Here is a 25,502-nt window from a genome sequence, read left to right as displayed (position 1 = left end):
CTCAGTATCCCCGGATCTCGGGCCAGGCCAGCTCGAACCCGTCGGCGACGAGCTCGCTCTGGAACGTCTCGAGCAGACGGGAGTCGGCTCGGACCTGCTCCGGTGTAAGCGAGTTCGTGAGACAGTGCGCCGCCAGGGCACCCGCGGCTTCGCCGATGTTCCACTCGACCGGGTGAAGCCGGTAGCAGCCGTTGGTGATGTGGGTCGTGCCGATGTTCTTGCCCGCCGCGAGGACGTTGCGCATCCGCACCGGCAGCAGCGCGCCCAGGGGGATCTGGAACGGGCTGCTGGGCACGTCGAGGTAGTTGTCGCCGCCCGTGGAGGGGTGCAGGTCGATCCGGTACATCCCCACGCCCACCGAATCCGGATACGCCACCGCGCCCGCGTCGCCGCGCACCGTCACCGACAGGTCCTGCTCGACGATCGTGGTGTGCGCGCGGATCCGGCGGGACTCGCGGATGTAGGGCGCCATGGCCAGGCCGTCGTCGGTGCCCATCACGTCGGGCCGCAGGCGCAGCCCCGGCCAGCCGGTGCCGCCGTCGGGCCGCGGCGCCTCGGTCTGCAGCCAGTAGAGCATGCTCAGCGAGAGCTGCCGGGCGCCCTCCAGGTGCTTGACGCGCTCGTCGTCGGTGACCCCGATCAGCGGGCCAGGGAGGTAGTCGATCATCGGCCAGTTGACGACGGTGACGTCGCTGGCAGCGAAGCCAGGCGCGTACTGCTCCCGCGCGAAGATTCGACGGAACAGCCACAGGTCGAGGTCGCCACCGTCCTTGCTCTGGTCGGCGACGATCGGGCCTGCCTCCGGGTGCGGCACGAACGTCCTCGGTGTCGCGGCCAGCGTCCTCGGGTGCGGCGCGGTGAGGCTGAGCATGCGGTCGGGCCAGTAGCCGGGCTGGTACTCCCGCCAGAAGCCGTACGTGTCCGGGCGGTCGATGGTGAAGTCCGCGCCGTCGTGGTGCTCCACCGCGAACACCCACGAGAACGCCTGCTGGTTGAGCGGCGCCGCCTCGCTCGGCGCGCTCGGCTCGCCGGTCTCGGCCCGCGACTCGAAGCCGATGACGTGCTCGATGCCCGCCAGTGGCAGCAGGTCACCGAGTTCGGTGGCGTCGAGGACGTAGGGCGCCTCGATGGTCGACTCCTCACCGGAGCGGGACGCGACCGTCACGGCCGTGATCCGGTCGCCGTCGACGTGTGCGGCGACGGCACGGTGACCGGTCAGGACCCGCAGTTTCCCGGCCGAGCGGTACGGCGCCAGCATTCCCTCCAGCACCGCGACCGCGACCCTCGGTTCGTGGCAGAGGCGGCTCACCCGGCCCAGCCCCGGGTTCAGGTCCGGTTGCCCTCGCGCGGGCCCCGTCAGCGGGTACCACGTGCGGTAGTAGTCCCGCACGCCCTCCCGGAACGCCCGGTAGCCGCGTGTGCAGCCGAACTGCTCGATCCACTTGTGCTCGTCCGGCGGGACGGCCTGGCTGGTGAGCTGGCCACCGAGCCAGTCGTACTCCTCGGTCACGATCACCGACCGGCCACGACGCAACGCCGCGAGCGCCGCGGCGACACCGCCGACACCGCCCCCGACGATCAGAACGTCCGTGCTGGTCCCATGTTCATCCGTCACGTCGTGCTGCTTTCCTCGCTGGTGGGGTCGAGCGCCAGCCAGACCGCGCCGTCCGGCTGGATCTCGCCATCGACATCGCTGTTGTCACTGGACAGGAGGACGCGGCCGCGAAGCGGGTTCGGCACCGGTGCCGAACCGAAGTTGACGACGCAGCCGAAGCCGGGCGCGCGGGTGAACACCAGAACGTCGTCGCGTGGCGCGTCGCACCAGCGCACCTCGCTCGTGCCACCCAGCGCCGGGTGGGAGCGCCGGAGTGCCAACGCGGTCCGGTACAGCTCCAGGAACGACGAGTCGTCGCCGTCCTGGACCGACACCGCACGGGTTCCCCAGTCCGCGGGCTGAGGCAGCCACGCCCCGTTGTCACCGAACCCGAACGAGCTGCCGTCCTCGGTCCACGGCAACGGAACCCGGGCGCCGTCCCGGCCGGGGCGCCTGCCCTCGGACCGGAACCAGATGGGGTCCTGCCGTGCGTGCTCCGGCACGTCCGCGTCGGTCAGCCCGAGTTCGTCGCCCTGGTAGAGGTACACACTGCCGGGCAGTGCGAGCGTCAGCAGTGCCGCGGCCCGTGCCCGGCGGCGGCCGAGCTGTTCGTCGACCGGGCCAAGATCCGGCCCGGACACACCGGCGCGGCGACTGGTGTCGGCACGGCCGTACCGGGTGGCGACCCGTTCGACGTCGTGGTTGGACAGGCCCCAGGTGGTGGGGGCCCCGACCGACGACGTCGCCGCGATCGAGGCGTCGATGGCGCGGCGCATGTCCGCCGCGGCCCACGCCGACTTCAGGTAGTGGAGGTTCAACGTGGTGTGCAGCTCGTCGGGCCGGACGTACCGGGACAGCCGGTCCGCGTCGTCGAGCCACGCCTCCGCCGCGAACATGCGCGGCGGATCGTAGGAGTCGGCCAGCTTCCGCCAGCGGCGGTAGATGTCGTGGACCTCGTCGCGGTCCCGGTGCGGGTGGTCCGGGCGGGTCAGGTCGGCGAGAAAAGCGCCGTCGGGATACCCGAGGTCCGGTAGCCCCGGCGCCTTGACCAGCGCGGTGGCCACGTCGATCCGGAACCCGTCGACACCGAGGTCGAACCAGAACCGCAGGATGTCCTCGAACTCCGACCGCACCTCCTCGCTGTCCCAGTCGAGGTCGGGCTGCGAGGAGTCGAACAGGTGCAGGTACCACTCACCGTCATCGACCCGTGTCCAGGCGGGACCGCCGAACACGCTCAGCCAGTCGTTGGGCGGACGCTGTCCGTCGTCCCGGCCGGCGCGGAAGTGATACCGGCTCCGCGCCGCGGAGCCGGGCGCCGAGCGCAGCGCCTCGGCGAACCACGGGTGGTCCGACGAGGTGTGGTTGGGGACGATGTCGAGAACGACCCGGATCCCGGCGCCGTGACATTCCTCGATCAGCTCCCGGCCCTGCGCCACGGACCCGTACCGGGGATGGATGGCGCGGTAGTCGGAGACGTCGTAGCCCCCGTCGCGCAGTGGTGAGCGGAACCACGGCGTGATCCAGATGGCGTCGACGCCGAGGCTCGACAGGTAACCGATCCTGCCGCGCAGCCCGGCGATGTCGCCGATGCCGTCGCCGTTGCCGTCGGCGAACGACTGGATGTAGAGCTGATAGATCACCGCGTCTCGCCACCACGGTGCCGAGGTCACATCATCACCCATGCTCGAAGGTTCCATCTCCTGGTTCGGTGGTGACCGGGGCGCGAAGGCCCGGCGGCTTCCGCGCCCCGGTCAGGGCTATGCGATCGAGTTGCCCAGGGGCACGCGGCGCCACGACTTGCCGTCGGACATGGCCAGGCAAGGTTTGCCGTCATGACCGTCGTCCACGCTGATGAGCGTGCCACGCGCGTCTGCGGCAGGGGGCAGTTTCCCGGCCTTGTACGGACGCAGGCTGGTGCTGTGGGCGAACACCGTCCGGATGCTCGCGTCCGCGCTGCCGATGTCCCGGGCGTTGTCCACAGGCGGGACGAGACCCGCCACGCTGGCCTGGAACGCGACCACCTCGTTCGTGGAGTTCGTGGCACACAGGAGGTTGGTGGCCGCCGAACCGGACGCGTTCACCGCGACCACCTCGACGCCGCCCTTGACGCCGGGTCCCGACCCGTCCGGCAGCGCGCTCTGGACGAGGTAGCCGCCGTAGGTGTTGCCCGCCGCGACACCCTCCGTTGCCGTGCTGAGGACGCGCACCGCGGCGTCCTTCGCCGCGGCCAGTTCGACCCTCGTGAACCGGCCCGGCTCGGACTCGACGAACGAGTCGGCGCCGATCGCCCCCGCGGCCACCACAGCGTCCTGTGTGGACACGTTGCCGACCACGTTGGACCCGCCCAGCGTGCCGGTGACCCGGACCGGCAGCCCGTCCGGCCTCGGATTGGCCGAGAAGACGTTGCCGATGATCGCGAACCGGGTGGCGTCGGCGTGCACGATGACGGCGCCGTGGACCGTCGACTTGCTCAGGTTCCAGTTGTCGAACGAGTTGTCCGTGATGCCGACCTTGTCGGCGGACTGCTCGAACCCGATCGCGGAGCCGCGGATCCAGTTGAACGAGTTGGCCGAGATCGTGACGTTCCTCGCGGACACCCCGCTGGCGAAGAGGATCGCGTAGCGGGGCGGCTCCCACGCCCCCGGCGTGGTGTCGAACCCGCCGATCACGTTACCGGTGACGGTGAGGTTGTGGCCGCCGGAGTCGATCTGGATGATCGCGTTCCCGGTGCCGTTCTCGACCACGTTGCCGCTGATGGTCGAGTTGGTGAGGCTGCCCTTGAACAGCCTGCGGCCGATGTCGAGCAGGTTGTTGCTGATCACCGCGCCGCGGAAGTCGGCGTCGGGGGCGGCGTTGAACACGATGGCGTCGAAGTTCGAGTGGAAGTGGTTGTCGGTGATGAGCCACTTGCGCAGGCCGTAGGGCGGGAGGTGGACGGAGCCGCTTCCCCCCGCCGTCCCTTCCGTGGGCCAGGAGATGTCGACGCCCGTCGTGCAGACGGCGACCTTGTTCTTCGTGAACAGGAAGCCGCGGCCGACACTCACGACCGCGCGGTTGAAGCGCAGGAACGAGCACTCGACGATCGTGATGTCGGTGTCGTCGGTGTTCGCGGACCTTTCGACGTGGATGCCGACGTTGCTCGACGTCTTCTGCGGGGCGTCGAACGCCATGCCGTGGATTCCGCCGAGTGACGCCTCCCACCGGATGCCGACACCGTCGTGGTGGAAGCGGATCTTCGACGGCTCCTCACCGAACATGCCGTATCCGCGCATCACGAACCGGTTCAGGTTCGAGTCGGGGAACTCGTACTCGTTGTCCGGGACCACGAGGGTCGACGTGACCTTGTACTGCCCTGGCGGGAACACCACGATCTTGTTCAGCTGCGGACCGGCCGCGTCGATCGCGGCCTGGATGGCGGCGGTGTCGTCGGCTTCTCCGTCACCGACCGCGCCGAACTGCTGGGGCGTGAGGACGGGGGAGCCATCGGCGTTGACCAGGCTCGGTGGTGCCGACTCGGCCTGCGCCGAGCCGCCGAGTGCGAGCCCGCCGACACCTGCGACACCCGCACCCGCGGCGGTGCGGATCATCGCGCGTCTGTTGATTCGATCGGACATGTGTCCTTCTCCTTACGGTGGTCTGTCTGCGGACGAGGACGTGCCGTGGAGTCAGCCGCTCACGTCGAGGTCGACGGCGGCAGCGAGAAGTTCCTTGGTGTAGTCGTGTTGTGGGTCCGTGAACAGCGTCTGCACGTCGGCGCTCTCGACCAGCTCGCCGCGGCGCATGACCGCGACGCGGTCGGCGACCTGGCGCACGACGCCGAGGTCGTGGGTGATGAAGAGCATCGAGAGCGAGCGCGCCTCGCGCACGCTCACCAGCAGCTGCAGCACCTGTGCCTGGACCGAGACGTCGAGCGCCGACACCGCCTCGTCGCAGATGAGCAACCGAGGACGCAGCGCCAGCGCGCGGGCGATGCTCACCCGCTGGCACTGCCCACCGGACAACGCCGTCGGGCGTTTCCCCGCGACGTCGGGATCGAGCCCGACCTGGGCCAGCAGGTCGACCACGGCCGCCCGGCGCCGCCGAGGATCACGGCGCACGCCCTCCGGCGCCGCTTCGGGGTGTGCCTGCCACGCCTCGCTGATGGAGGCCTCGGCCGACATCCGCGGGTTCAGCGCGGAGCGGGGATCCTGGAAGATCATCGCGATGTTCCTCCGCGCCCACCGGTCACGCCGGCTCGTCAGCGACGTGCCGTCGAACTCGATGGCACCGCCGGAGGCCGCCACGAGCCCCACGACCGCGCGGGCGATCGTGGACTTCCCCGACCCCGACTCACCGACCAGCGCGACGGTTTCGTCCGGTGCGACGTCGAGGCTCGCGCCGCGTACGGCGGCGATGGGGGACCGTCGACCGAATCCGCTGGTGCGGGGCCCTGGATAGGTCACGGTGAGATCGGTGATCCGCAGCCCGGTGGCGGTCGTCATCGCGGTTCCTCCGCGACTGTGCCCGATATTTGCTCCGCGAAATGGCAGGCGCTGAAGCGCCCAGGCTCGACCTCCCGCAACGGCGGCACCTCCGTTCTGCACCGGTCCTCCGCGCGCGGACAGCGCGGGTTGAACGGGCAGCCCGCCGGCCGGTCGAACGGGTTGGCGGGGCTGCCAGGCAGCGGGTCGGCGATCGCCGACCTGACCCGCACCGAGGGCACACTGCGCACCAGTGCGTCGGTGTAGGGGTGGAGTGGCCGGTTGAGCACCGCCTTCGCCCCGCCGCGCTCGCAGACCCGGCCCGCGTACATGACGACGAGGTCGTCGGCGACGTGCGACATCACCCGCAGGTCGTGGCTGACCAGCAGCATGGACAGGTTGTCCTCGTCGCGGAGGCGGCCGAGCAGGGCGAGGATCCTGGCCTGCACGGTGACGTCCAGCGCGGTCGTCGGTTCGTCGGCGAGGACGAACCTCGGCCCGCCGGCCAGCGCCAGGGCGATCATCGCGCGTTGCCGCATCCCGCCGGAGAACTCGTGCGGGTAGGCGCCGACGCGTCCGGCCGCGTCCGGGATTCCGACGTGGTCGAGCAGGTCCGCGGCCCGCTCCCGCGCCTGGCTCCTGGACAGACCCCGGCCCCGCAGGATCTCGCCGACCTGGTCACCGATGGTCATGGTCGGGTTGAGCGCGGTGGACGGGTCCTGGAACACGACCGAGATCTCCGCACCGCGGACCTGCCGGAGCCGTGCCCGGCCGGCGGTGAGCAGGTTCTCCTCACCCAGTAGTACCTGCCCGCTCGCCACCCCGGTGTCGGGGATCAGGCCCACCAGCGCCATCGCCGTGAGCGACTTCCCGCTGCCGGACTCACCGATCAGGCCGGTCGTGCGCCCTTCGGCCATGTCGAAGGAGACACCGTCGACGACGTCGGCCATGCCACGTGGGCCGGGCAGCGCGATCGTCAGACCCCGGACCCGGAGGGGCCCAGCGGCCACTCGCCGAGCTCCCTCCGGTGCGCGGCCCGGCATCACGGCCGTGCCGGGCCGCGCGGGGCGCCTGTCACTCATCAACCGAAACCGTGTCGAATCGCGGCAGTCCCTCACCGTCCGGTTCGAAGCCGGAGACCGACGTACGGGTGCCGAAGAGGTTCTTGACGAACATCGGGTACATGCCCACCGCCTCGTTCCAGATCAGCTCGGTCGCCTCGGCGTAGGCCGCCTCCCGCTCGGCGGGGTCGTTGGCGGTCCCGGCCCGCTTCAGCATCTTGTCCAGCTCCGGGTTGCAGTACCCGGTCCGCTCCGCGGCGCAGGTGTAGAGCCTGCCGAGGTTGTACGAGGCGTCCAACCCGAGCGTGCCGACCTGCTGGATGTTGATGTCCCAGTTCAGGGCCAGCAGGTCCTCGGTGTAGACGGCCTGTTCCTTCTCCAGCGCTTCGACCTTGACACCGATGGCCGCGAGATCGGACACGACCGAGTCCACCCACTGCCGGAACTGCGCCTGCGAGAAGTGGAAGCGCAACGTCGTGTCGAAGTCGAACCCGGCGTCGACGAGCGCCTGCCTGGCCGCGTCGGGGTCGTAGGTCACGGGCTCCTGCGGTGCGTAGCCGAACACCGTGGGGGCGACGACCGAGTCCGCGGGCGCACCGCTTTCCGGGTAGAGCGCCTTGATCTTCTTGTCGAAGTCGACCGCCTGCCACAGGGCGCGCCGCACCTCGGCCTTGCCCAACGCGGGCGTCGAGGCGTTCATCCACATGGTGATGACGGCGGAACCGGTCGCGGACACGACCTGGACCTCGGAGTTGCCGTTCAGCTGCGTCACCTGGTCGTCGGAGATGCCCCAGATGACGTCGAGTTCACCGGTCTTCAGGGCCGTGACCCGCGCGGCGACCTCGGGAATGGACCGGATGGTGAGCCGGTCGAGCTTCGGCTTGTCCCCCCAGTACTTGTCGTTGGGCACCATGACGAGGTCGCCGCCAGGGGTGAACGACTCCACCTTGAACGGGCCGGACGTCACCGGCTTGTCCAGATAACTGTCCTCGGTGGCACCCGCCGGGGTGATCATGACCCCGGTCAGCTTGGCCGGCAGGGCCGGGTCGGGGGCAGCCGGGGTGAACGTCACCGTGTCGTCGGTCGCCGTGACGCCGACGTCGACGAAGTTCGCCGAGAACGGGCTGTCGGCCGCCACCGTGCGCTCGAACGACGTGGCCACGTCCTGGCCGGTGATCGGGGAGCCATCGGAGAAGGTGATCCCGTCGCGCAACGTGAACGTGAACTCCGTCGCGGTGTCGTTGCTGTCCCAGCTCTCCGCGGCCTTGGGTTCGAACTCGCCAGGGCCGATCGTCTGCAGCAACGGGCTGTACAACTGCACCGCCGCGACGCGGGTGCCGCCGTCGATGGCCAGCGGCCCGTTCGGGTCGATGGATTCGGTGGGGAACTGACCGGCGACCGCGATCTCCCCTCCGCCCGCATCGCCGCCACCGTCCGTCGAGTCGGCGCCACATGCCGTCGTCACGACCAGGCCCACCAGTGCTGTCACCGCGATCGCGGAATGCCGTAGGGATCTCATGCCTTGCTCCTCACTGAGCTGTGCTCGGGGGTGGTAGCGGGATGCGGCCTGCTGCCGTTTCGCTATTGCTTTCGGCCGAAGTAGCGGGTGAGCCGGTCGCCGGTGAAGCCGACGCAGATGACGAGCACCGCGAGGGCGATTCCCGGAATGGCGGCGATCCACCAGGCGCTTGCGAGGTATTCCTTGCCCGAGGCGATCGTCTGTCCCCATGAGACCGACGCCGACGGCAGGCCGAGCCCGAGGAAGCTCAGTGCGGCCTCGGCCAGGATGGCGCCCGCGAACTCGGTGGTCGCCAGCGCCAGTGTCGGACCGGCGATGAACGGCAGGATGTGCCGCGCGATGATGCGTCGGTGCGGGACTCCCATCACCGTCGCCGACTTGACCCAGTCGCGCTCCCGCAACGTCATGGCCATCGACCGCGAGAGGCGGGCGAAGCCGATCCAGTTGGTGACGCTGAGCGCGATGACCACGATCGCGAGGCTCCGGTCGAACACCCCGGCGATGACGATGGCGAGCAGGATGCCGGGAAAGGCGAGCAGCACGTCGATGACGCGCGACGCCACGAGATCGGTCTTGCCGCGCAGGTAGCCCGCGGCGGTACCGACCACGATGCCGACCAGTCCGCTGAACAGCACGACGAGCGTGCCGATGAACACGGATGTCCTCGCGCCGTAGAGGACCTGGCCGAAGAGGTCCCGGCCGAGCGCGTCGGTGCCGAACACGGCCGTGCTGCCATCGCTCGTGACCGAGCCGGGGGACAGGAGCCGGTCGTCGAGATCTCCGCCCACGGGGGAGTAGTCGACGAACAGCGGACCGAACACGCCCGCGACGACATACAAGCCGAAGAGCACGACCGGGAAGGCTCCGACGATCCGGCGTACCGCGGCCCGCCCGGTGCGCACCGGCACGACCGGGGTGTGCACCAGTCCCATCGTCGTCATGTCGTGACCCCCGCTCGGATTCGGGGATCCAGCCGGGAGTTGAGCACGTCGGCGAGCAGGTTCATCGTCACGACGACGATGGCGAACAGCACGGTCGCGCCCTGGACGATGGCGTAGTCACGGTTGCCGACCGCACTCACCAGCAGTGAGCCGACCCCTTCCCACGCGAAGACCTGCTCGACGATGACCGCGCCGCCCAGCAGGGTGCCGATGTGCAGCGACACGATGGTCACGACCGGGATCACCGAGTTGCGCACGGCGTGGCGGGCCAGCACGGCGCGCTCGGACAGGCCCTTCGACCGTGCGGTCAGGATGTACGGCTCGGCCGTGACCTCCGCGACGCTGCTGCGGGTGATCCGCGCGACGAGGGCGGTGAACGGGATCGCGAGGGTGACCGCGGGCAGCACGAGGTGCTCCAGGTCGCCGGACCCGGCACTCGGCAGGAGCCGCAGGGTCAACGCCATGAGCAGGATCAGCATGATGCCCGACCAGAACGGCGGTATGGCCTGCATGACCAGGGTGACACCGGAGATCACGCGGTCGGTGAGCCGTCCTGGTGAACGGCCTGCCATGATCCCGAGGAGCAGACCGACCGTCAGCGCCAGCACCGTGGCGGTGAGCGCCAGCAGGACGGTGGCCGGGAACCGGTCGAGGATGACCGTCATCGCCGACTCGCGGAACCGGTACGACTCACCGAAGTCACCGGTGACCGCCGAGCCGAGATAGTCCAGGTACTGCACGAAGATCGGCCGATCGAGGCCGAGTTCCACGCGCAACGCGGACACATCGGCGGCGGTCGCGTCCGGCCCCAGTTGCACGGTGGCCTGATCCCCCGGCGCGAGCCGGAGGATCACGAAGGTGAGGCTGACCGCGCCCCACACGGTGAACACCATGAGGCCGAGTCGACGCCCGAGTTGGGGAAGCATCAAACCGCCCTCCTCTCGATCGCAACGAACCCGAAGCTGCTCTGCTACGGGTCATCCCTTCAGTGCAAGGTGAACCAGGACGGTCGCGGGCTGTTCCCCCGTCGCCCCGGTGATGGCCAGACGCAGCCATCCGCCGAAGTTCTCCAGGTCGATGGCGGTGATCGCCGCCTGTGGTGACAACACACAGGGGGCACCCCGGTCGACCCAGTGCAGCCCGTCCGGGGAGATCTGCGCCTGGATGGACAACTCCGGGTGCGTTCCCTCGGCCTGGATGAAGAAGACCGCTTCGCCGGCCCAGCCGGCTTCGAAAGGGTGGGTGGTGTGCGCCGTCCTGATTTGCAGTCGGCGTTCGATTACCGAAGTGGCGAAGGTGAGCACGGATCGGATCCTTCTCGAGTGGCTTTGTCCGTGGGGCTGGACGATCTCATTCCGTGGAGTACACGACGGAGTCGAGGAAGAGGTTGACGCTTCGGTTCGTGTCGGTCTCGACGAAGAAGATGGGATTTATCAGGTTGTTGATGCTCTTGTACGGCTCGGACAGGGTCGGCGTGAGTCCGCGCAGGTCGAAGGTCCGGTCCATGCTCTGCAACTCGACGTACTCGCGCCGCCGGTAGTCGACCAGCAGCCGGAAGTACAACCAGTTGATCTTGTCAGGGCTCTCGTTGTAGAGGAGGTCCTGCGCACCGTCGGGTACCCATTGGAAGGCATCCGCCGAGCCGTCGGGAAAGCGGCGCCCGTACCACAGGTTGTCGATACCCGGCCGCTGCCAGCCGTCCTCGCGGCCGTAGCACCAGTCCTTCTTGGTCACTCCGTCGGCGACCTTCCAGTACTGCCACTTCTTGGTGAGCTCGCCGTTGACCGAGTTCACGTAGCGCACGCCCGGCATCCAGCGGTACTCGGGATCCTGCAGGTCGAAGTAGAACCCGAACGCGCGCATGTCCTCTTCGCCGAACCCCAGCCGGTCCTGCTGCGGGGTGTAGGCGTACCACGCCTCCATCTGGATGTACCGCATGGTGGGGTCGAAGTTGGAGAGTCGCTTGAGCGCGACGCCCATGCTTCCGTTCGCCGGTTTCTCCTCGTAGCGGTTGGCGACCGGTTTCGTGTTCAGCTTGAGCGAGTACGTGCCTTCCATCGACCCGTGGGTGGCGGCGAACCGCATCGGCGCGGCACTGAGCATGGTCGGCGCCCAGCTCGCGAGGTCCACTTCGGACGGGTGGTGGCGGTAGTCGTCGTTGACGAAGTTCGGGGTCAGGTCCAGCCAGCCGTTGAAACCGTGGTCGAAGTCGTCGTAGGTCACAACGTTGCGTAGCGGTTTGAACTTCTCCAGGCCGCGTTCATAGGAGATGACCCGTTGCATCGTGCCTCCATCAGAGGTGAGGTTCGGCTGTGCGAGCTATTCGGGGAGCGCTGCCACCGAGTCACCGGTGACCTGGGTGCAGTCCAGGTACAGCTGTCGCGCGCCCATGTCGTCGTTCAGCAGTTCGAGGAGAATCCGGACGGCTTCGCGGCCCATCTGCTCGCGCGGGAGGGTGAACCGGGTCCAGTCGCGTGCGGTCGCCTCGCTCAGCGGCGGGTCACCGAGCACGGCGACCGAGACGTCGTCCGGGATCCGCACGCCCGCTTCGGCGGCCGCGTGTTCCAGTGCGACGATCGCGCCGTCGTCGTCGGTGGGTTCCACCAGGACCGCGGTGATCCCCGCCGCGAGCCACTCCTGTAGGCGAACCGCGGAGAGGGCGGCCCTCTCGTCCATCGCGAAGACGCGGACCTGGTCGTCGGGGATCCCGGCGGCCGCGAGGCCCTGCCGGAACCCGGCCTCGCGGTCGCGGGTCCATTCCCTGTCGTCGGTCACCTTCAGATAGGCCAGGCGCCGGTGCCCGAGCCGGGCCAGGTGCCGCACCATCTCGCTCGTGGCGCCCACGTAGTCGGCGGCGACGTACGACAACTCCACGCCGGGCACCTCGCGGCGCCCGACGAACACGAACGGGAAGTCCTCTTTGGCCAGTTCGGCCAGGTCGTCGCGATGCAGGTGCCTGCCGAGGAGGACGCACCCGTCGGCCACCTTCAGCCTGTTGACCCCGCCGGCGTAGATCCGGCGGTCGCCACCGGAGCCCGCCGAGCTGAACAGCAGCAGGTCGTACCCGAACGCGGCGGTCGCCTCCTCCACCCCGAGCAGGAACGGGAAGTAGAAGTCCCGCTGGTCCACCGGGAAGACCGGCTCGAACGTGTACAGGCCCAGCATGCGGTTGCGGCCACCCTTGAGGCTGCGCGCCACGGCGTTGACCCGGTACCCGAGCTCCGCGGCGGCCTGGAGCACCGCCTGCCGCGTGCTCTCCGCGACCTGGTTTCCCAACGTGCCACCGCTGATGACCAGCGAGACCGTTGCCTGGGACACGCCGGCGCGACGGGCTACGTCTACCTGGGTCGGGGACCGTCGTTGGCCTGCCATTGCCGTCCTTAATACGTATTGATTTCCGATGGGGCGAGACGTTACGGGCCGATGTCACGCGTCGTCAAGAGCCCTGGGCACGGCTCGCGGCGGGGCACCACGAGCCCGGCGCGGCCACGGCACGGACGGCGTGGCCGCGCCGGTCGTCGCTCCGGGTCACCACCGGTGTGCTTCCCGACGCACCGCCGAGGTGGGGGAGGAGGTCTTTGGATTACGGTTTTTCGAATACCGTGAGCTGGATGAACCGGATCATTTCCCGCGTCGTCCGGTCGAAGTAAGTACCGTTCCCGTCGCCGGGCCCGGAAGGATCATCGTCACGCGGATTGAAGAACCCGTGCCGCTGGCCAGGGTACAGAACGATCTCCGCGTACCCGTCGTGCAGCCGCACGGTCCCGACGAATTCCACGGAGTTGTCGCAATGGACGGCGGTGTCCGCCGTGCCGTGCATGACCAGCATGGGCGGGGTGGTCGCACCGACGTGCCGCAACGGTGAATAACGCAGTGCGTGCTCGTCGTCGTCGAAATGCCGTCGGCCGAACCCGAGCGGGAACTCACCGGCCGTGTTCGTCACCGGGTTCAGCAGGACGAGGGCCGAGGGGCGATGGCCGGGATTCGTGTTCGGCAGGTCGAGCACGGCCGTCGCCAGCGCCAGGTGACCACCGGCCGACCCGCCGATCGCCACGACGCGCTCCGTGTCGCCCCCGAGGTCCGGGGCCATCTCGAAAACCGCGTTCATGGCGGCCACCGCGTCCTCGGTCGCCGCCACGGGACCCGCCGTGCGGTACTCGACCAGGACGGTGAGCATGCCCAGCGCGTTGAGGCGTTCGGCCTGCGGCCGGAACTGTGTCCAGTCCCCCTTCACCCAGCCACCGCCGTGGTAGAACACGGCCACCGGCACCGGCGACCCTGGTGGCTCGGCCGGTGCCGACACGCGAAGGAACAGCGTCCTGCCGCCGACGGACCGGTAGGGGATCTTCCGCACGATCGTCGATTATGCGCAGTGCGGTCACGGGCACGACGAGGCGGCCGGGGCATGTCGTGCCCCGGCCGCCTCGTACAGGTGTCAGTCCGCCACTCGCGCCGGTGTCCTCCTCGCGTCCTCGGTGGGCACGGACGCGCTCGGCCCCCGCGTCCTCAGCCCGAACACGGCCACCGCGATCGCGACCACCGTCAGCACCAGGCAGAACGCGTAGACGTCCAGATAGGAGTCCAGCGTCGCGCCGCCCGCCTCGTCGCCGACCGCCGTGGTCCGTAGGATGGTCGCGACGACGGCGGCGCCGAGGGCCCCGCCGATCTGGCGGGCGGTGTTGTTGACAGCACTCACGCTCGCGAACTCCGTCGGCGGCGCGGACATCGCACCGGCGGTCATGACGGCTGTCATGGTGGCGCCGATCCCGAACCCGACGAGGACGCTGCAGGGGAGCCACAGCGCGGCGAACGCGCTGTCCTCGGTGAGGAACACGAACAGGATCACCGGCACGAGCGCGTGCGCGGTCATACCCACCGCGGCCGCGTACCTCGGCCCGCCGAACCGGCCCATGACCTTGCCCATGACCACCGCCGCGATCGCGGCGACGACCGCGCCGGGGGTCTGCGCGAGCCCCGCGGCCAGCTCCGAGTACTGCCACACGTCGGTCAGGAACAGCACGCTGACCAGCAGCCACGTGTACATGACGGTGCCGTACAGCAGCGCGACGAGGTTCGCCGAGGTGAACATCCGGTTGCGCCGGAACAGCGAGAGCTCGACCGCCGGGCTGGGGTGGCGCAGCGACCGGCGCACGGCGAGCCAGACGCACACGGCCCCCGCGCCGAGACACACCAGCGTGCGCCCGGAGGTCCACGCCCAGCTCGACCCGTTGGTGATGCCGACGGTGAGCCCGCCGACCCCGAGGACGAGCAGCAGCACCCCGACCGGGTCCGGCAGCCCGGACCTGGCGGGCGTGGGCGTCAGGACCTTCGCGCCGACGACGATCAGGGCGATGCCGAGCGGGACGTTGATGAGGAACACCGCGTGCCAGGTGAAGGCCTCGACGAGCAGCCCGCCAACGCTCGGGCCGACCGCGGCGGCGATCGCACCGGCCGCGCTCAGCAACGAGATCGACATCATCCGCCGCTTCGGCGGGGTGTCCAGCAACAGCACCGACAGCGACGCCGGGACCATGACGGCGGCGCCGATGCCCTGCACGGCTCTTGCCGCGACGAGCAGCGGCACGGTGGGCGCCAGCGCGCACAGCACGGACGCCATGGTGAACAGTGCGACACCACCGAGCAGGACCCGTTTGCGGCCCATGGTGTCCGCGAGGCGGCCCGCCGGCGCGAGCAGCGCGGCGAACAGGACCGCGTACGCGCCGACGACCAGTGCCAGCTCGGGCAGGGACGAGGACGGGAAGTCCCGTTGCAGTGCGGGCACGGCGAGCATGGTGACCGTGGAGTCCAGCATCGCGAGGAAGTTCGCGCCGGACGCGGTCAGCACCACCGCCCAGTACGGAGGCAGTGCCTTCTGGTTCGCCATCGTTCCTCCAGTGGGTGCGGGTCGGCCGGGAACAAGACCCCGCCGGGTCACCGCGCCGCGGTGACCCGGCGGACGGCCGGCCCTCAGCGCGTCCCGACGGGGATCGCGGGCTCGACGATCGCCTCGGTGGGCGTCGACCGGGTGAGGGGCTTGCGGATGAGCAGGTACAGCGGCACCGCGATCGGCGACAGCGTGATGGTGAGCAGCAGGATCGGCGCCATGACTGCCGGGTGGATGTTGCGCTCCCGGCTGTCCAGGTACACCCAGCGGCCGACGAACAGGTCCCAGGCGATGATCTGCGCCCAGGTGAACGTCAGCGCCTCGGGGCTCGCGGTCAGTTCCTGCCACTTCTCCAGCGTCGGCCGCAACACCGCGGGCAGCAGGTCGAGCAGCCGCGGGATCGCGTAGATGTACCAGAACACCAGCGAGAGCGTGACGCTCCAGGGGCTGGACATGACCCGCTGGGTGACGCGCCAGTTCGGGGCCGCGATCATCAGGGTCCAGAACGGTGCGGCTCCGACGAAGAAGACCAGCACGAACGCGGTCGAGGTCGACATCAGACCAGTACCTCCTCAACGTCCTTCTGCGCCGGTACCTCCGGCATGGTTTCGGCCTGCCTGCGCAACGACCACGTGGTGGCGACCGCCGTGCCGGCCACGAGCACCGCGACGCCGACCAGGGTGGCCGCGTCCGGCGCGATGACGGACTGACCGCGCAGCGCCTGCCAGGTGGTCAGCAGGAAGATCCCGGCGAAGAAGCCGGAGAAGGTCCACACGAGACGGACGCGCACCAGGCTGTCGCGCAGCACCGGGAGTTTGACCACCAGGATGGTGAGCAGGATGGCGAACAGCGGCACCGCCTGCAGTGCGTGGATGCCGATGAAGTGCGGCACCCGCAGGTCACCGCCGGTGGTGCTCCAGTTGGTGACGGGCATGCCCGGCCCGCCGTCCGGTACGCCGACGGAGTGCGCGCCGTTGATGAGCCGCGGCGTCTGTGTGCGCTGGTCGGCGGTGCTGGTGGTCATGAAGAACGCGACCGCCATGCCCGCGAGCGAGATGACCGTCCCGAGCCGGCACGCCCACAGCTCCGGTGCCGCCGCGATCCGCTCCCGGCAGATGAAGACCGCGGTGAGCAGGTTCGCCACCCACAACACCAGCACGACCGCCGCCATGATCACCCATACGGTGGTGTCGAACGCGGTGGCGATGTTGAAGTGGCTGCGCGTGCCGCGGATGATCTGCAGCGCGACCATCCCCACCTCGATCATGGTGGTGACGGCGGCGATCGTGCCGAGCTTCTGGCCGAGCTTCACGTGCCGTCGCGGCAGGGACAGCATCCACGCCAGTGTCAGCGTGTAGAGCCCGAACGACAGGCCGAACTTGGCGGCCTTCGCCCAGATCGGCAGGCCGAGCAGTTCCCGGTCGTCGACGGCCATCCCGATCAGCGAGATCGCGCAGACCACGAACGAGAACCCGGTCGCCACCATCAGCGGCCGGTGCCAGCCGAACACGGCCCTGCGGACGGGGCCGGCGTCCGCGAGGTGCGCCGGGATCGTGGTCCTTGCCCGCGCCTCGGGCTCGAAGACCGTGAACCGGAGCCCTGGCCGGTTGCGGATGAGCAGGTACAGCGGCACCGCGATCGGCGACAACCCGATCGCGAGCGCGATGATGGGGCTGGACACCAGCGGGTTGATGCCCCGCTTGCGGCTGTCCAGGTAGATCCACCGCCCGATGAACAGGTCCCACGCGATGATCTGTGCCCACACGAAGGTCAGCGCGGCCGGATCGGCGATGAGCGCCTGCCACCCGCCCAATGTGGGTTTGAGGACCGCGGGAATTAACTCCGCCATTCTCGGTAGCGCGAAAACGAACCAGAAGATCAGGGGCGGCGTCACGCTCCAGGGTGACGACATGATCCGCTTGGTCCACTTCCACCCCGGGGCCACGATCATCAATGTCCAGAAGGGTGAAGCGCACGCCATGAAAACCAGGATGAATGCCAACGACATCGGGACGAGTACCTCCTCGGCGGACCAGTACCACCTCGAACGGTGCCTGCGTAGTTGCACTTCCCCAGCACGCTGCGCCGTGCCGATGGTCACCAGGATCCCATTGCCTGTTCATCGAAACGCCCACTGTTCACCCACCGGCGAGTAAGCCAGAACTGGACCCGTGGTCGGACGTGAGTCGAAATCCTGGGTTGTACTGGACGAATTGGTTCCGTCCGGATTGTGTGTGATCCGGCGGATTGGCGCGATTGCCGCCGAGGCGGTGCGCGCGGCTGTCCGGCGCGCCAGAAGAAATCAGCGGGAAATCGGGGATGGTCGCACGGAATCACCCGGGAATTCCCGCACGGTAATCGCCGGTCGACTTGCTTTCGGCAGCGCGACAGGGAACAGCGGTGGTTCCCCGCGAATCGAGGCGGCGGTGTTCCTGCCGTGCAGCGGGCGCTACGCGACCTCGAGGTAGTCGAGTTCCGCCCACCGGCTCCGGAACTGGAGCCGGACGGTGTTGAAGCCGGCCGCCAGGTGGACGTCGACCGACACCTGCGTCCAGTTGTCCCACCCGCGGTTCGGGTAGTTGACCACCAGTGCCGCGCCGCCGTTCACGGTGAGCGTGTGCTGGGCGTCGCCGTAGCCCGCCGCATATCCGATGTGGACGGTGTGGTTCCCCGCCGCCGCCGCGAACACGGTCGTGTCGGCCCAGCTGTCGGCGTGGTCGATCCCGGCGGCCACCGCGCCCTGCGACGCGCCCGCCGCGCCGTTGCGGACGTGGGCGTGGTTGAGTGTGCCGCGTTCGGCTTCGTAGCGGACGCGGCTGCCCCGCACCACCGGGTAGTCGTCGGCCCAGCCGAGGGGTGCGGTGTACATGCCGCGGCCCCCGCCGGGCAGGTGACCGTGGAAGAAGATGCGGGTGCCGACCACGTCCGCCCCTCCCGGTCCGTTGACGGTCCCGTCCACCGAAGCCGTGGTGAGCAGCGGCCGGTACGCGCGGGTGTACGGACCGGTCAGCGAGCCGGCGACCGCGTAGCTGGTGTGGTAGTTGCCGGTGGTGTAGACGCCCGCGGAGTAGAACAGCACGTAGTGCGACGGCCGCCGTACCAGCACCGGCGCCTCGATCACGCCCTCGTCCTCTGGCCGGTTGTTGCGCAGCAGCTCCACCCGGTTGCCGGTGAACGTCACGCCGTCGGCGGCGGTCGGCTGTAGCCAGATGATCGTGGGCTGACCGATCGCGTTGCCGTCGTTCTTGTACAGCAGGTACCGCGCGCCGTTCCCGTCGACGAAGCTCGACGGGTCGATGTCGCCGCCTTCCCACGCGTTGCACACGAGTGGCTGCCCGGAGGTCGGCACGAACGGCCCGGCGGGGTTGTCCGCGAGTGCGGCGCCGATGCACATCCGCCCCGTTGCCGTGCTCGGACCCGTGAAATACATGAGGAACCGACCGTCCGCGCGCCGCGACACGTCCGGCGCCCAGAACCCGCCGTTGCCGGCCCATGCCGGTTTCTGCGGCAGCGCGTCGCCGCGGACGGTCCAGGGCCCGGTCGGCGCGGGCGCGGTGGCGTACGGCACGCGACCGGGGGACGAACTGGTCGAGTAGGCGTAGTAGGTCCCGCCGACCTGGAGCACCTCCGGGTCGGGAAAGTCCTGGCCGATCACCGCCGGCGGCGGCACCGTCCGAACGTCGGCGGCGGCAGGCGCGGCGAGCCCGCAGGCCACCACGATCGCCAGCGGGAGGGAAACAAAACGTGACCGATTCACTTCGTCTCCCACCGGTTGGCCAATCCCGTTCCTTCGAGACGTACCGGACCCCGTCCGGGAACACCAGAGTTGTCCCGCGAACGGATTAACGGCCGCGGCTCCGGTGTCCGTGAAAGACGCGTTCACGGCACGCCAGGTCGCAGTCGGGTCGCAACGCCGGGCGCGCCCGGCACCGGCCAGCCGGTCGAGCAGGGAGTCAGTCGCCGACGGAGTCGATCCACGCGAGTTCGGCGGCGAAGGGGCTGCGTCGCGCGGTTGCGGCGACCTTCGTCCACGTGCCGTCGGACCGCCAGCGCGCCGAGCGCGCGTACAGCGTCTGCCACGGCCCGAACGTCGTGGGGACCTCCCGCCACGGCACGGCCGCCCGGTGCTTGTAGGCGATGCCTTCGAAGAGTTGCCGCTCGTCACGTGCGCCCTTGGTGCGGTTCGGTCTTCCGTCCCGCAGCAACGGCTCCACCAGTCGCCACGCCGGGTCCGACACCTGCGGTTCGACGGGCTCGGCAGGCTGGACCGAGGAGGAGGTGGGCGGTGTCTTCGTCTGGAAGCCCAGTTCGGTGATCGTCGCGCTCACGGCGTCCGGGCTGGTCCTTCGCGGGTCCAGCTCTACGCGTATCTCGTGTGTTCGCAGCACCGCGCGCGCGTCGCGGACGCCGGGGAGTGCCCGGAGCGTGTCGTCGATCAGGGTGGCGCAGTCGTCGCAGTGCATGTTCCTGACGTGGAAGGTGTGGGTCGCCATGCACTCCTCCAACCATTGAGCGCGGAGCACATCTACTATCGCGCACCGTAGGTCGGAGGCTACCGCCACGTCCTGGTCTGCTACTAGGCTACCTCGTAGATTTTCCGTACCAGGGTAGGGTATGGGTCAGCGGCGGCGCTTCTTGCGCAACGCACCGCGCAGGATGTCGGTTTCCTCGTCGGACACCGATGCCACGAAGTGCATCAGCACGCTGTGCGGGTCGCCGGACGTGTCGAGGATGTCGCGCAGCGCGCGGGCCGCCGCCTCCTCGCGGGTCGTCACCGTCTCGTACACGTATGCCTTGCCCTGCCGTTCGCGTTCGACCCACTGTTTGCGGTGCAGGTTGTCGAGCACGGTCATCACCGTGGTGTAGGCGAGCTGTCGTCCGGTGTCGAGCCGCTCCAGCACGTCCCGCACCTTGAGCGGAGTGGCTTCCCGCCACAGCACGTCCATCACCGCGGCTTCCAGTTCGCCGAGACCGTGCATTCGACCTCCCTGTTCGGCGTCATCGTAGGGGTGCGCGCGTCAGCCGGTCAGCGGGCAGGTGAGGACGGCGATGCCGATCAGGATGCCGAAGGCGGTGAGGAACGGCAGCGTGGTCGCGGCCATCCCGGCCAGTCCACACGAGACCGCCCGGCGGAGCCCGCCGGGCGGCGCGGTGCCATGGCGGAGGCGGGCCAGACGCAGCTCCACCGCGTCCTGCGCCATCGCGAGCGCCGTGCCCGGCATGTCGTGCCGGGTCACCTTGAGCAGTGCGGAATGGACGGCGGCGGGCCCGCACGCCCGTACGGCCGCGACGTCGGCGGCCAGTTCGACGAGTTCGCGGATGGCCTGTGGCGCCCTGCGGAACAGCGGCACGAAAGGCAACGCGTTGTGCAGAGCGTCGGCCGTGGCGACCAGCAGGTGGTGGCGGCCGGAGAGGTGTGCGCGCTCGTGCGCCACCACCGCGGCGACCGCGTCGGGGGCGAGGTGTCGGGCGAGCCCGTCGGTGGCGACCACCACGCCGGGACGGCCGGACATGCTGAACGCCAGTGGTCGTTCGTGTGCCAGCCACAGGACGTCGGCGGACCCGGAGGTCGGGCGCGCGACCGTGCGCAGCACCGCCAGGTTCTCCTGCCACCTGCGGGTGCGCCACCGGAGGCCGCGTACCGAGACCACCAGCAGCCGGCAGGCGAATGCGGCCAGCAACGTCATGCCGACGATGCCCGCGGCCTCCTCGACGCGAGGCGGCGAGCCGTGCTGGACGGCCGACCAGCAGTGGTGGAGCGCGGCGAGGAGCCGTCCGCTCGGTCCGTGGTCGGGCAGCAGCAACACCAGTGCCGCCGCGACGGCCGCCAGTAGCACTCCCGCCATCGACACGAACCAGGTGGTGATCAGCGGGACGGGGTCGCGGCGTCGGCGGTCCATCCGGTGGAGGAGGCGTGGGACGAGCCACGCGGCGACGACCGCGCCGGCCAGCAGTGCCAGGGCGGGGGTCATGTGCGGCCCCTGGAGCGCGTCAGCGCGCGCGGCGGCACAGCCTGCCGCGCGCGTGAAGCCATGCCCGGTCGCACGCGGCTCACGGTAGCGGACGGACCATCCGGCCCCTCCTTCCCGATGCCGTCGGTGCTGGTGACGTGCCTCTCCTGGCGTTCATACCCCATATGGGTATAGGGTTCGGACATTCGCGGGGGTGAGGAGAGGCATGCGGGGATACAGCGACGACAAGGATGGCTACCTGGCGCGGCTGCGGCGGGTCGAGGGCCAGATCCGCGGGCTGCAGCGGATGGTCGAGAGCGACGAGTACTGCATCGACGTGCTCACGCAGATCTCGGCCGCCACCAAGGCGTTGCAGGCGGTGTCCATCGGCCTGCTCGACGAGCACCTCAGGCATTGTGTCGCGCAGGCGGTCGCCGAGGGTGGCGAGACCGCGGCGGTCAAGGTGCGTGAGGCGAGCGACGCGATCGCCCGCCTGGTCCGTTCCTGAGGCACCGGCCGGCCGGCGTGCCCGCATCGAAGGGCGCTGTCGGCCTCGCGGATCAGGGCTTGCTCGTCCGCGGGTCGCTCGTTTCGGTCCGCGCGGCCTGGACCACCCCGTCGATGACGTGCTGGATGCGCCCGGCGGCCTGCTCCAGGTCGGGTCGGCCCGCGTCGAGCCAGGCGATCACGGCTTCGAGGGTGAGGGCCGGGATCAGCCGTGCCGCCCAGTCCTGCCATGGGCCGGTGGGGATCGCGTCGTCGAGGTGGCGGTGGGCGATGTCGGTCGACGCCGACCGGATCGTGTCGACCACGTCGCGGAACTCCGGTTCCCTGGCGGCGTGGCGGAACAGCAGCCGGAACCCGTCCTGGTCGGTGGCCGCGGCGCGCAGCAGTGCCGGGATGCTGTTCTCGTCGTAGTTCTCGGCCCCGACCGCGTCCGCGAGCCTGGTGCAGGCGCGGTCGAGCACCGCCCGGTACAGGTCGCTCTTCGACTCGAAGTGCCGGTACAGGATCACGTGGGTGATGCCTGCTTCGGCGGCCACGTCCTCGAGGCTGGTGGCGGTGTACCCGGTGCGGGCGAACGCGCGGGTGGCCGCGTCGAGTAGTTGCTCGCGCCGCTGTGCGCGGGGCATGCGCCGGACCCGCTCGGGTGCCATCGAGAACCTCCTCTTGTCAAGGGGCGACTATACAAGTAACTTGTTCAAGTCATCTTATACAAGTGGAACGAAACCTTGGAGGCCGCGATGAGTGCCCCGGTGCGGTTGCCGTTCGAGCAGGTGGATCCGTTGCTGATCGCGCCCGGGCTGCGTGAGTTGCGGTCCCAGGGTGTGATCCACCGGGTCCTTACGGCGGTGGGTGACGAGGCGTGGCTGGTCACCGGGCACGCACAGGTGCGGCGGCTGCTCGACGACGAGCGGCTGGGCCGGGCCCACCCGGCGCCGGAGACGGCGGCCCGGTCGGGGGAGTCGGCGCTGTTCGGTGGCCCGCTGGGCGACTTCGCGACCGAGCACACCGACCACGCACGGATGCGATCCCTGTTGCAGCCGCACTTCTCACCCCGGCACCTGCGTGCCCTCGGCCCCAGAGTGGCGGCCCTCACCGCGGAGTTGCTGGACGAGTTGGCCGAGCAGGGCCCGCCGGCGGACCTGCACGCCGCGCTCGCGGTGCCGCTGCCGATCCTGGTGATCTGCGAGCTGCTCGGCGTGCCCTACGCCGACCGCGAACAGTTCCGGGCCTGGACCGCCGACGCCGCCAACACCCGCGACCACGCCCGTTCCGAGCGGGGGCTGGGCGAACTGTTCGGGTACGGCCAGGAACTGGTCGCCGCCAAGCGGGCCGAGCCGGGCGACGACGTGATCTCCCGGCTGTGCGCCGAGGACGGGGTCTCCAACGCGGAGGCCGCCGGATTGTCCATGGCTTTGCTGTTCGCCGGGCACGAGACCACGGTCGTGCAGATCGGTCTTGGCGCGCTGCTGTTGCTGGCCGACCCGGGGCAGTGGCGGGCAGTGGTGGACGAGCCGGGTCTGGTCCACGGCGCGGTCGAGGAGATCCTGCGGGCACCGGCCAGGAGCGGCGGCGGGATCCCGCGCTACGCCCGCAGCGATCTGGAGGTCGACGGCGTGACCGTCCGCGCGGGTGACCTGGTGCTGCTCGACACCGGCGCGGCCAACCACGACCCGGCCGTGTTCGCCGATCCCGACCGGTTCGACGTCACCCGCCCGGCCGCCGGTCACCTCACGTTCGGGCACGGCATGCGGTACTGCATCGGCGCGCCGCTGGCACGCACCGAGCTGCGGGTGGTGTTCACCCAGCTCGCCGCCAGGTTCCCGACCCTGCGGCTCGCCGTCGGCGTCGAGGAGCTGACGATGCGGCGCGACGTCCTGACCGGCGGCCTGGCCGCACTCCCGGTGCGCTGGTGAGCACGCGTACAAGGCGTGGTCCGGAGGCGCGGCACGGAGGTGCGCCGGATACCGCCGACGACACCACGGCCCGGGAACGGAAGCGCGCCGCCAGGACCTCCCGGAGCCCGTTCGATCCGAACTGACGGTTGCCTGACGATCACTGCCAGGTGCTCGCGTGGAGTGGTGTCCCACCCCGAGGACCCCCTATGACTGGTGGGAAGCAGACCGACAGAGGAGGGTCATGCCGACGCGCGAGGCTCGCAGCAGGGTTCGTGCTCCCCGCGCCGGATCCGTGCGGACATGGGTGCTGGCGGGCCTGTTGTCGTTCGGTGTCTGGTTGTCCATCGCGCCGTTCGCGCTGGAGTACCAAGCCGGGGACGTCCCGCTCCGGGCCACGGTGAACGACTCCGTCGTCGGTGTCGCCGTGGTCGGGCTCGCACTGGTCGGGCTGGGCAGACCGGACCGCTGAGCCCGGCTCATCCACTGTGGATCAGATCACGCGGACCGCGTCATGGTCGTTTGCGTGAACGGCGTCTTTGCGGCATCTTTGCCCGCGGAGTGCCGGGAAGTCCGGTCGGCACGCCCACCGGCCGGGGTGGGCGCGGTGCGATGTTGACGGGAGTGTGAGCGTGCCGTTCCTGCTTTCGCGGCTGCTGGCGCGGTTGTCGGTGCTCACGAAGTGGGCGACCCCGATGGCCGTGGTCGTCTTCGTCTTCGTGACGAGCTGGCCGCTGATGGTCCTCGCCGAGCCCGCCGGAAGCGCGCTGGTCGAGCCGGGCAACTACTGGTGGTACTTCGTGGTGACCGCGGCCACCGTCGGCTACGGCGACTTCTTCCCGGAAACGGGTCTCGGCCACGTGGTGGGTTCCTACGTCATCATCGGTGGCATCGCGACGCTGACGACCGTGTTCACCAAGCTGGCCTCGGTCATCGAACAGGCGAAGGGACTGCGCATGCAAGGGGCGATCGACGTGACCGCGTCCGATCACGTCGTGGTGCTCGGCTACGTGCCGGGGCGCACCGAACGCATCGTCGGGCAGTTGCTGACCGACGACTGCACGGTCGTGCTGTGCGCGTGGGACGACGTGGGTACCCATCCGATGCCCGAACACGGCATCGACTTCGTCCGGGGCGACCTGACCGAGGAGGAGACGCTGCGCCGCGCCGCCGTGCCGGCCGCGGCCACCGTCCTCATCGACGCCCGCGACGACAACGAGGCACTCGCGATCGCGGTGACCGTCCACCACGTCAACCCGGACGTGCACCTGGTCGTTCCGTTGCGCGACATGGACCGGGCGACCCTGCTGCGCAGGATCAACGAGAACATCCGCTGCGTGCAGTGGCACACCCCGCGGATGATCACCGAGGAGCTGACCACACCCGGTATCGCCGAGGTGTACGCGGAGCTGATGACCTTCGGAGGCGCCAACACCTACTCGATGCGGTTGCCGGGAGCATTGGGACCGGTGCTCGTCGAGCGGTGCCAGATCGCGCTCGGGCGCGAGCACGGTGCGATCGTGCTCGCCGCGCGCACCGATGGCCGGCTGCTCGTCAACCCGCCGTGGCAGACCGAACTGCCCGCGGGTTCGGTGCTGTACTACGTCAGCCCGCGGCCGCTCACCGCGGCACAGGTCGAACAAGCACTGCGGACGTGAGTGCTCGCGCCGCGGCAGGTCACGCGACCGCGGTC

The 25,502-nt window shown here is 69.7% G+C and carries 24 protein-coding genes; 4 read left to right on the top strand and 20 right to left on the bottom strand.

Translation table 11 applies throughout. The features are described from left to right. Window position 1: 1 nt before the first annotated feature. The 19 genes from ACFPCV_RS04305 to ACFPCV_RS04215 form a co-directional block, all read right to left on the bottom strand. Complete coding sequence (locus ACFPCV_RS04305; RefSeq protein ID WP_378054671.1) at window positions 2–1,615, bottom strand: FAD-dependent oxidoreductase; 1,614 nt, start codon at window positions 1,613–1,615, stop codon at window positions 2–4. Further along, complete coding sequence (locus tag ACFPCV_RS04300) at window positions 1,612–3,276, bottom strand: glycoside hydrolase family 13 protein (protein WP_378054670.1); 1,665 nt, start codon at window positions 3,274–3,276, stop codon at window positions 1,612–1,614. Before ACFPCV_RS04300 ends, ACFPCV_RS04305 begins: the two co-directional genes overlap by 4 nt. A 75-nt stretch (window positions 3,277–3,351) precedes the next feature. Then, window positions 3,352–5,208, bottom strand: coding sequence for a right-handed parallel beta-helix repeat-containing protein (locus tag ACFPCV_RS04295; protein ID WP_378054669.1), 1,857 nt, complete (start codon window positions 5,206–5,208; stop codon window positions 3,352–3,354). A 51-nt stretch (window positions 5,209–5,259) separates the two neighbouring features. Further along, window positions 5,260–6,075: an ATP-binding cassette domain-containing protein gene (locus ACFPCV_RS04290; RefSeq protein ID WP_378054668.1), complete on the bottom strand. Its 816-nt coding sequence runs from the start codon at window positions 6,073–6,075 to the stop codon at window positions 5,260–5,262. Then, entirely contained in the window at window positions 6,072–7,064 is a 993-nt protein-coding gene (locus ACFPCV_RS04285; protein WP_378054667.1) for an ABC transporter ATP-binding protein, read from the bottom strand. Before ACFPCV_RS04285 ends, ACFPCV_RS04290 begins: the two co-directional genes overlap by 4 nt. 64 nt (window positions 7,065–7,128) lie before the next feature. Then, window positions 7,129–8,634: an ABC transporter substrate-binding protein gene (locus ACFPCV_RS04280; protein ID WP_378054666.1), complete on the bottom strand. Its 1,506-nt coding sequence runs from the start codon at window positions 8,632–8,634 to the stop codon at window positions 7,129–7,131. 62 nt (window positions 8,635–8,696) lie between these two features. Beyond that, the gene (locus tag ACFPCV_RS04275; RefSeq protein ID WP_378054664.1) at window positions 8,697–9,575 is read right to left on the bottom strand and encodes an ABC transporter permease; all 879 of its coding nucleotides are present in this window, start codon (window positions 9,573–9,575) and stop codon (window positions 8,697–8,699) included. After that, window positions 9,572–10,501, bottom strand: coding sequence for an ABC transporter permease (locus ACFPCV_RS04270; RefSeq protein ID WP_378054662.1), 930 nt, complete (start codon window positions 10,499–10,501; stop codon window positions 9,572–9,574). The genes ACFPCV_RS04275 and ACFPCV_RS04270 overlap by 4 nt, the downstream gene beginning before the upstream one ends. Window positions 10,502–10,552: 51 nt before the next feature. Further along, complete coding sequence (locus ACFPCV_RS04265) at window positions 10,553–10,879, bottom strand: DUF6385 domain-containing protein (RefSeq protein WP_378054660.1); 327 nt, start codon at window positions 10,877–10,879, stop codon at window positions 10,553–10,555. 46 nt (window positions 10,880–10,925) lie between these two features. Beyond that, window positions 10,926–11,858 carry a DUF6772 family protein gene (locus ACFPCV_RS04260; protein ID WP_378054658.1) on the bottom strand — a complete coding sequence of 311 codons (933 nt, stop codon included), beginning with the start codon at window positions 11,856–11,858 and terminating at the stop codon, window positions 10,926–10,928. A 36-nt stretch (window positions 11,859–11,894) separates the two neighbouring features. Further along, a complete protein-coding gene (locus tag ACFPCV_RS04255) occupies window positions 11,895–12,947 on the bottom strand; it encodes a LacI family DNA-binding transcriptional regulator (RefSeq protein ID WP_378054656.1) in 1,053 nt (350 codons plus the stop codon). Between the two features lie 211 nt (window positions 12,948–13,158). Continuing rightward, on the bottom strand, window positions 13,159–13,929 hold the full coding sequence (locus ACFPCV_RS04250) for an alpha/beta hydrolase (RefSeq protein ID WP_378054654.1): 771 nt from the start codon (window positions 13,927–13,929) through the stop codon (window positions 13,159–13,161). A gap of 81 nt (window positions 13,930–14,010) precedes the next feature. After that, window positions 14,011–15,459, bottom strand: a complete 1,449-nt coding sequence (locus ACFPCV_RS04245; RefSeq protein WP_378054652.1) for an MFS transporter — start codon at window positions 15,457–15,459, stop codon at window positions 14,011–14,013. Between the two features lie 83 nt (window positions 15,460–15,542). Beyond that, window positions 15,543–16,016, bottom strand: coding sequence for an ABA4-like family protein (locus tag ACFPCV_RS04240; protein WP_378054650.1), 474 nt, complete (start codon window positions 16,014–16,016; stop codon window positions 15,543–15,545). Then, window positions 16,016–17,440, bottom strand: a complete 1,425-nt coding sequence (locus ACFPCV_RS04235) for an ABA4-like family protein (RefSeq protein WP_378054648.1) — start codon at window positions 17,438–17,440, stop codon at window positions 16,016–16,018. The genes ACFPCV_RS04240 and ACFPCV_RS04235 overlap by 1 nt, the downstream gene beginning before the upstream one ends. Window positions 17,441–17,908: 468 nt before the next feature. Next, window positions 17,909–19,216 carry a family 43 glycosylhydrolase gene (locus tag ACFPCV_RS04230; protein ID WP_378054646.1) on the bottom strand — a complete coding sequence of 436 codons (1,308 nt, stop codon included), beginning with the start codon at window positions 19,214–19,216 and terminating at the stop codon, window positions 17,909–17,911. Between the two features lie 196 nt (window positions 19,217–19,412). Beyond that, window positions 19,413–19,952 (bottom strand): transposase, encoded by a 540-nt coding sequence (locus ACFPCV_RS04225; RefSeq protein ID WP_378054644.1) that lies wholly within the window; start codon window positions 19,950–19,952, stop codon window positions 19,413–19,415. 126 nt (window positions 19,953–20,078) lie between these two features. Next, window positions 20,079–20,438: a BlaI/MecI/CopY family transcriptional regulator gene (locus ACFPCV_RS04220; protein WP_378054642.1), complete on the bottom strand. Its 360-nt coding sequence runs from the start codon at window positions 20,436–20,438 to the stop codon at window positions 20,079–20,081. 39 nt (window positions 20,439–20,477) lie between these two features. Beyond that, a complete protein-coding gene (locus ACFPCV_RS04215; RefSeq protein WP_378054640.1) occupies window positions 20,478–21,431 on the bottom strand; it encodes a M56 family metallopeptidase in 954 nt (317 codons plus the stop codon). Window positions 21,432–21,636: 205 nt separating this feature from the next. Between ACFPCV_RS04215 and ACFPCV_RS04210 the strand changes: the two genes are divergently transcribed. Continuing rightward, window positions 21,637–21,918: a metal-sensitive transcriptional regulator gene (locus ACFPCV_RS04210; RefSeq protein ID WP_378054638.1), complete on the top strand. Its 282-nt coding sequence runs from the start codon at window positions 21,637–21,639 to the stop codon at window positions 21,916–21,918. Window positions 21,919–21,970: 52 nt separating this feature from the next. Here ACFPCV_RS04210 and ACFPCV_RS04205 read toward each other — a convergent pair whose 3' ends face one another. Then, window positions 21,971–22,567 (bottom strand): TetR/AcrR family transcriptional regulator, encoded by a 597-nt coding sequence (locus ACFPCV_RS04205; protein WP_378054637.1) that lies wholly within the window; start codon window positions 22,565–22,567, stop codon window positions 21,971–21,973. An 87-nt stretch (window positions 22,568–22,654) separates the two neighbouring features. Between ACFPCV_RS04205 and ACFPCV_RS04200 the strand changes: the two genes are divergently transcribed. From ACFPCV_RS04200 to ACFPCV_RS04190, 3 genes are all read left to right on the top strand, one after another. Beyond that, window positions 22,655–23,830 (top strand): cytochrome P450, encoded by a 1,176-nt coding sequence (locus ACFPCV_RS04200; RefSeq protein WP_378054635.1) that lies wholly within the window; start codon window positions 22,655–22,657, stop codon window positions 23,828–23,830. A 223-nt stretch (window positions 23,831–24,053) separates the two neighbouring features. Beyond that, window positions 24,054–24,281 carry a hypothetical protein gene (locus ACFPCV_RS04195; RefSeq protein ID WP_378054633.1) on the top strand — a complete coding sequence of 76 codons (228 nt, stop codon included), beginning with the start codon at window positions 24,054–24,056 and terminating at the stop codon, window positions 24,279–24,281. A gap of 160 nt (window positions 24,282–24,441) precedes the next feature. Next, complete coding sequence (locus ACFPCV_RS04190) at window positions 24,442–25,467, top strand: NAD-binding protein (protein WP_378054631.1); 1,026 nt, start codon at window positions 24,442–24,444, stop codon at window positions 25,465–25,467. The last annotated feature ends 35 nt before the right edge of the window (window positions 25,468–25,502 follow it).

It is taken from the genome of Actinophytocola glycyrrhizae, from assembly GCF_042653545.1.
Taxonomy (GTDB): domain Bacteria; phylum Actinomycetota; class Actinomycetes; order Mycobacteriales; family Pseudonocardiaceae; genus Actinophytocola; species Actinophytocola glycyrrhizae.
This window is presented reverse-complemented; position numbering and strand designations above follow the sequence as displayed.

Bases quoted from the DNA above. Each gene is read 5' to 3' on its own strand.
- ACFPCV_RS04200 (WP_378054635.1), top strand. From the start codon at position 22,655: ATGAGTGCCCCGGTGCGGTTGCCGTTCGAGCAGGTGGATCCGTTGCTG.
- ACFPCV_RS04245 (WP_378054652.1), bottom strand. From the start codon at position 15,459: ATGGCGAACCAGAAGGCACTGCCTCCGTACTGGGCGGTGGTGCTGACC.
- ACFPCV_RS04225 (WP_378054644.1), bottom strand. From the start codon at position 19,952: ATGGCGACCCACACCTTCCACGTCAGGAACATGCACTGCGACGACTGC.
- ACFPCV_RS04220 (WP_378054642.1), bottom strand. From the start codon at position 20,438: ATGCACGGTCTCGGCGAACTGGAAGCCGCGGTGATGGACGTGCTGTGG.
- ACFPCV_RS04260 (WP_378054658.1), bottom strand. From the start codon at position 11,858: ATGCAACGGGTCATCTCCTATGAACGCGGCCTGGAGAAGTTCAAACCG.
- ACFPCV_RS04290 (WP_378054668.1), bottom strand. From the start codon at position 6,075: ATGACGACCGCCACCGGGCTGCGGATCACCGATCTCACCGTGACCTAT.
- ACFPCV_RS04280 (WP_378054666.1), bottom strand. From the start codon at position 8,634: ATGAGATCCCTACGGCATTCCGCGATCGCGGTGACAGCACTGGTGGGC.
- ACFPCV_RS04255 (WP_378054656.1), bottom strand. From the start codon at position 12,947: ATGGCAGGCCAACGACGGTCCCCGACCCAGGTAGACGTAGCCCGTCGC.
- ACFPCV_RS04240 (WP_378054650.1), bottom strand. From the start codon at position 16,016: ATGTCGACCTCGACCGCGTTCGTGCTGGTCTTCTTCGTCGGAGCCGCA.
- ACFPCV_RS04195 (WP_378054633.1), top strand. From the start codon at position 24,054: ATGCCGACGCGCGAGGCTCGCAGCAGGGTTCGTGCTCCCCGCGCCGGA.
- ACFPCV_RS04295 (WP_378054669.1), bottom strand. From the start codon at position 5,208: ATGTCCGATCGAATCAACAGACGCGCGATGATCCGCACCGCCGCGGGT.
- ACFPCV_RS04215 (WP_378054640.1), bottom strand. From the start codon at position 21,431: ATGACCCCCGCCCTGGCACTGCTGGCCGGCGCGGTCGTCGCCGCGTGG.
- ACFPCV_RS04270 (WP_378054662.1), bottom strand. From the start codon at position 10,501: ATGCTTCCCCAACTCGGGCGTCGACTCGGCCTCATGGTGTTCACCGTG.
- ACFPCV_RS04275 (WP_378054664.1), bottom strand. From the start codon at position 9,575: ATGACGACGATGGGACTGGTGCACACCCCGGTCGTGCCGGTGCGCACC.
- ACFPCV_RS04235 (WP_378054648.1), bottom strand. From the start codon at position 17,440: ATGGCGTGCGCTTCACCCTTCTGGACATTGATGATCGTGGCCCCGGGG.
- ACFPCV_RS04210 (WP_378054638.1), top strand. From the start codon at position 21,637: ATGCGGGGATACAGCGACGACAAGGATGGCTACCTGGCGCGGCTGCGG.
- ACFPCV_RS04300 (WP_378054670.1), bottom strand. From the start codon at position 3,276: ATGGGTGATGATGTGACCTCGGCACCGTGGTGGCGAGACGCGGTGATC.
- ACFPCV_RS04205 (WP_378054637.1), bottom strand. From the start codon at position 22,567: ATGGCACCCGAGCGGGTCCGGCGCATGCCCCGCGCACAGCGGCGCGAG.